Annotated in this window: 5 protein-coding genes; 3 read left to right on the forward strand and 2 right to left on the reverse strand. The window is 66.8% G+C overall.

Going from position 1 to position 4,103, the window contains the following annotated elements:
- Together ACFX4F_RS20785 and ACFX4F_RS20790 are read right to left on the reverse strand one after the other, a co-directional pair.
- Positions 1-186: hypothetical protein (locus tag ACFX4F_RS20785; RefSeq protein ID WP_380658242.1), on the reverse strand; the 186-nt coding region annotated here is incomplete at its 3' end.
- A gap of 3 nt (positions 187-189) precedes the next feature.
- Positions 190-888: an SGNH/GDSL hydrolase family protein gene (locus tag ACFX4F_RS20790; protein ID WP_180166785.1), complete on the reverse strand. Its 699-nt coding sequence runs from the start codon at positions 886-888 to the stop codon at positions 190-192.
- Positions 889-1,111: 223 nt separating this feature from the next.
- On the opposite strand from ACFX4F_RS20790, the gene ACFX4F_RS20795 reads away from it, so the two are divergent.
- From ACFX4F_RS20795 to ACFX4F_RS20805, 3 genes are all read left to right on the forward strand, one after another.
- Positions 1,112-1,507 (forward strand): diacylglycerol kinase, encoded by a 396-nt coding sequence (locus ACFX4F_RS20795; protein WP_025877898.1) that lies wholly within the window; start codon positions 1,112-1,114, stop codon positions 1,505-1,507.
- 33 nt (positions 1,508-1,540) lie between these two features.
- Positions 1,541-2,290, forward strand: coding sequence for a TerC family protein (locus ACFX4F_RS20800; RefSeq protein ID WP_340570609.1), 750 nt, complete (start codon positions 1,541-1,543; stop codon positions 2,288-2,290).
- Positions 2,291-2,508: 218 nt separating this feature from the next.
- Positions 2,509-3,669: an MFS transporter gene (locus ACFX4F_RS20805; RefSeq protein ID WP_380658246.1), complete on the forward strand. Its 1,161-nt coding sequence runs from the start codon at positions 2,509-2,511 to the stop codon at positions 3,667-3,669.
- Positions 3,670-4,103: the final 434 nt, after the last annotated feature.

A 4,103-nucleotide genomic window follows, 5' to 3' on the forward strand; every position in this document is an offset into this window, starting at 1 on the left:
GCTGTGGGTTTGCAGGACACGCCGTAAACCCATCCATGGGGGCTCGATGGCGCCATCCATGGCGCCAACGGTCCTGCAAACCCACAGCGCCCCGCCTTCGACAGGTTCCGCGATCTGCAGTAGATCCACGCCATGCGTGGATGAAGCGTCCCGGTAGTGCCGGCCGCTGGCCGGCAACCCCAGCATCACTCAGTTGCAGTTGACCTTCGGCGCCAGCGCCTTGGTCCAGATCGCATAGCCGGCCGGGGTCATGTGCAGCATGTCCTCGCGGAACAACGAGGCATCGGGCTGTCCATCGGCCCCCAGCATCGGGGTGTAGATGTCGGTGTAGCCGGTGTTGGGCAGCTTCGCCAACGCAGCCTTGATCTTCGCGTTGGCGTCGTTGATCGCCGGCAGCAGGTGCGCCCGCGACGGGCTGGGCTTGATGGAGACGTACTCCACCTTGGTCTTCGGCAGGTCGCGATGCACGCGCTGCACGAAGGCCACCACATCGTCGCGTACCTGGGTCGCGCTGCGGCCGCTGTTGAGGTCGTTGTCGCCGGCGTAGAAGAACACCTTGCACGGCGCGTACGGCACGATCGCCTGGCCGGCGTACCAGGTGCTGTCGCGTACTTCCGAGCCACCGAAGCCGCGATTGAACACCGGTTGCCCCGGGAAGTCCTGGGCCAGGCTGTCCCACATGCGGAAGGACGAGCTGCCAATGAATTCGATGCCGCCGCGCGGCGGCGGATTGGTGCGGTCGGCGGTGGCGAAGGAGGCCATGTCGGCGGCCCAGGCCACGTTGGAGACCTGCGCGGGTACCTGCGGCGGCGCCGGCGGGCTCAGGGCCTGGGCCAGCGGCGCGGCCAGCAGGCCAAGCAGGATCAGGCAGGTGCGGGGACGGGTCATCAGGCACTCCGGCAGGGCAGGGGGGATCCATCATAGAAGCTGCTCCGGCCCCGCGCTTGGCCGTGCTGGGCCGTTCGCGGGGCCTTCCGGCAGGGCTTCCGGGCTGCCATTGCCGCCCTTGTGGCAAAATGGGGGCTGTCTGCCTATCCCTGTGCACCCATGATTCCCTGCCGTGCGTCTGAGCGGTCGCTGCGCCGCGCCCCTGTTGCTGGATGCTTCACCCGTGGCTGATCAGTTCGGCCACATGCCCCGCGGCCCACGTCGCATCTTCCAGGCCGCCCGTTGGTCCTGGCAGGGCCTGCGAGCCGCCTGGCTGCACGAGTCCTCGTTCCGGCTGGAGGTCTACCTGCTGGTGCTGCTGACGCCGCTGGCGATCTGGCTGGGCCAGACACCGGTGGAGCGCGCGCTGATGATCGGCTCGATGCTGCTGGTGCTGGCGATGGAGCTGGCCAACTCGGCCATCGAGGCGGTGATCGAACGCTATGGCGCGGAAATCCATGAACTGGCCGGCCGTGCCAAGGACATGGGCTCGGCGGCAGTGTTCGTGCTGATGATGAACGTGCTGCTGTGCTGGGCCCTGGTGCTGGTGCCGCGGTTGTTCCCGGCCAGCGTCGGCTGATCCTTCTTCCTCCCCCCTTGTTGAAGACTTCCCATGTCCCTTGAGTTTCTCGCCGATCCGAATGTCTGGTTGACCCTGTTCACCCTGAGCGCGCTGGAAATCGTGCTTGGCATCGACAACCTGGTGTTCATCTCCATCGCCGTCAGCAAGCTGCCCGAGAACCGCCGGCCGTTCGCGCGCCGCCTCGGCATCGCGGTGGCGTGCATCACCCGTATCGGCCTGCTGGTGTCGCTGGCGTACCTGGCGCACATGCAGGCGAACCTGTTCACCGTGGCCGGCATGGGCATCTCCATCCGCGACCTGGTGCTGATCGTCGGTGGCCTGTTCCTGATCATCAAGGGCTGGATGGAGATCAAGGAAATGATCACCGGAGGCGAGGACGAGGACCCGACCACCACCAAGACCTCGGCCGTGTTCGGCTACGTGATCGCGCAGATCGCGATCATCGACATCGTGTTCTCGCTGGACTCGGTGATCACCGCCGTCGGCATCGCCGACCACGTGCCGGTAATGGTCGCTGCGATCCTGCTGTCGGTGGCGGTGATGCTGCTGGCCGCCAACCCGCTGGGCCGCTTCATCGACGCCAACCCGACCGTGAAGATGCTGGCCCTGGCCTTCATCCTGCTGATCGGTGCGGTGCTGATCCTGGACGGCCTGGACGTGCACGTGCCCAAGCCCTACATCTACGCCGCGATGGGCTTCTCGGTGCTGGTGGAGTGGCTGAACCTGCTGATGCGCCGCCGCGCACGCGAACACCACGTGCCGGGTGCCGGCGACTGGTAAGCATTACCCCGAACCCCCGGCCAGCGCCGGGGGTTCGGCTTTCCGGGCGCCGCTGCGCTCGCCGGGCATGGCCCGGCGCTACCCGGATGGCCGACCTGCCCGACACTTGTGAATCGGGATCAACACTGTTTTCCCGCGCCGAGGCTTACTCCCGGCCGGCAAAGCGCGCAGGCTACGCGCTCATTTTCCACAGGGCCTGCCCCACGCAGGCAACCCCCATGAATTCCAGAGCCGCCCTGCTGGCACTCGCCGTCGGCGCCTTCGCCATTGGCACCACCGAGTTCACCCCGATGGGCCTGTTGCCGGTCATCGCCAACGGAGTGGGGGTCAGCATCCCCACTGCCGGCATGCTGATCACCGCCTACGCGGTGGGCGTGATGCTGGGCGCGCCGGTGATGACCCTGCTGATGGGACGCTTCGGCAAGCGCACCGCGCTGATGCTGCTGATGTCGATCTTCGTGGTCGGCAACGTGCTGTCGGCGCTGGCCCCGAACTACGGCCTGCTGTTGCTGTCGCGGCTGGTGACCAGCCTCAATCACGGCGCGTTCTTCGGCATCGGCGCGGTGGTCGCCGCCAGTCTGGTGTCGAAGGACAAGCAGGCGGCGGCGGTGGCAACGATGTTCATGGGCCTGACCATCGCCAACATCGGCGGCGTACCGCTGGCGACCTGGGTCGGCCAGCAGCTGGGGTGGCGCCTGGCCTTTGCCGGCACTGCCGTACTCGGCGTGGTGGCGATCACCGCGTTGGCGATGGCGCTGCCGCCGTCGGCCGCAGGTGCACGCCCGGATGTTCGACGTGAACTGAAATCGATCATGCAGCCGCAGGTGCTGCTGGCGATGGCGACCACGGTGCTGGGCGCAGGCGCGATGTTCACCCTCTACACCTATGTGGCGCCGGTGTTGACCGAGCTTACCGGTGCTTCCAATGCCTTCATTGCATTGTCGCTGGCACTGATCGGTATTGGTTTCACCTTCGGCAACGGCATCGGTGGACGCATGGCCGACTGGTCGCTGGACGGCGCCACGCGCATTTTGCTGGCCATCCTGGCGGTGCTGATGTTCGTGCTGCCGCTGGCCTTCATGAGCCACGCGACCGCAGCGCTTGGCGTGTTGCTGTTCGGCGCGGCAACCTTCGCCATCGTGCCGCCGCTGCAGATCCGGGTGATGCAGGCCGCCAGCGAGGCGCCGGGACTGGCGTCGTCGATCAACGTGGGTGCGTTCAACCTGGGCAATGCACTGGGCGCGGCGCTGGGTGGTGCGGTGATCAGCCTGGGGCTGGGCTACGCCGCGATTCCGGTGGCCGGTGGCCTGCTGGCGGCGTCGGCGCTGCTGCTGGCGTGGCTGGGGCGTGCGCGCGTGCCGGCTGCTGAGGCTTGCTGAGGGGTTTGGCAGCAGGGCTGCGCCCTGCACCCGCCTAGGCAACGACAACAGGCCGGAGCAACGGCAAAAGCTGGCTATCCGTGGGATGGCGGGGTGGATCCGGTTGCGGGGGACGCCGTAAACCCATCCCTGGGGGCTTGGCCGCGGCATCCATGCCGCGGACACCCCCGCAACCGGACCCACCCCGCCTTCGACAGTTTTCCGCGACCTGTCGGGACGGCGTTCTGTGCTGTTGGTAGGTGTCGACCTTGGTCGACACAAATGTCTGAAGAATCGGCTTTTGCTTTTGATTTTGATTTTTTTCTTTCGATCTTCCCGCGGTGCGCAGGAAACCGTCCGTGGCCGGGAGGGTGGGTTGGCTGGGGGCGTGAGCCGCATGGATGCGGCGACCGAGCTTACATGGACGTACTTGCAGCGGCCCCCAGCCAACCCAC

This window comes from Stenotrophomonas sp. YIM B13575, from assembly GCF_042787595.1.
Lineage (GTDB): Bacteria > Pseudomonadota > Gammaproteobacteria > Xanthomonadales > Xanthomonadaceae > Stenotrophomonas > Stenotrophomonas lactitubi_B.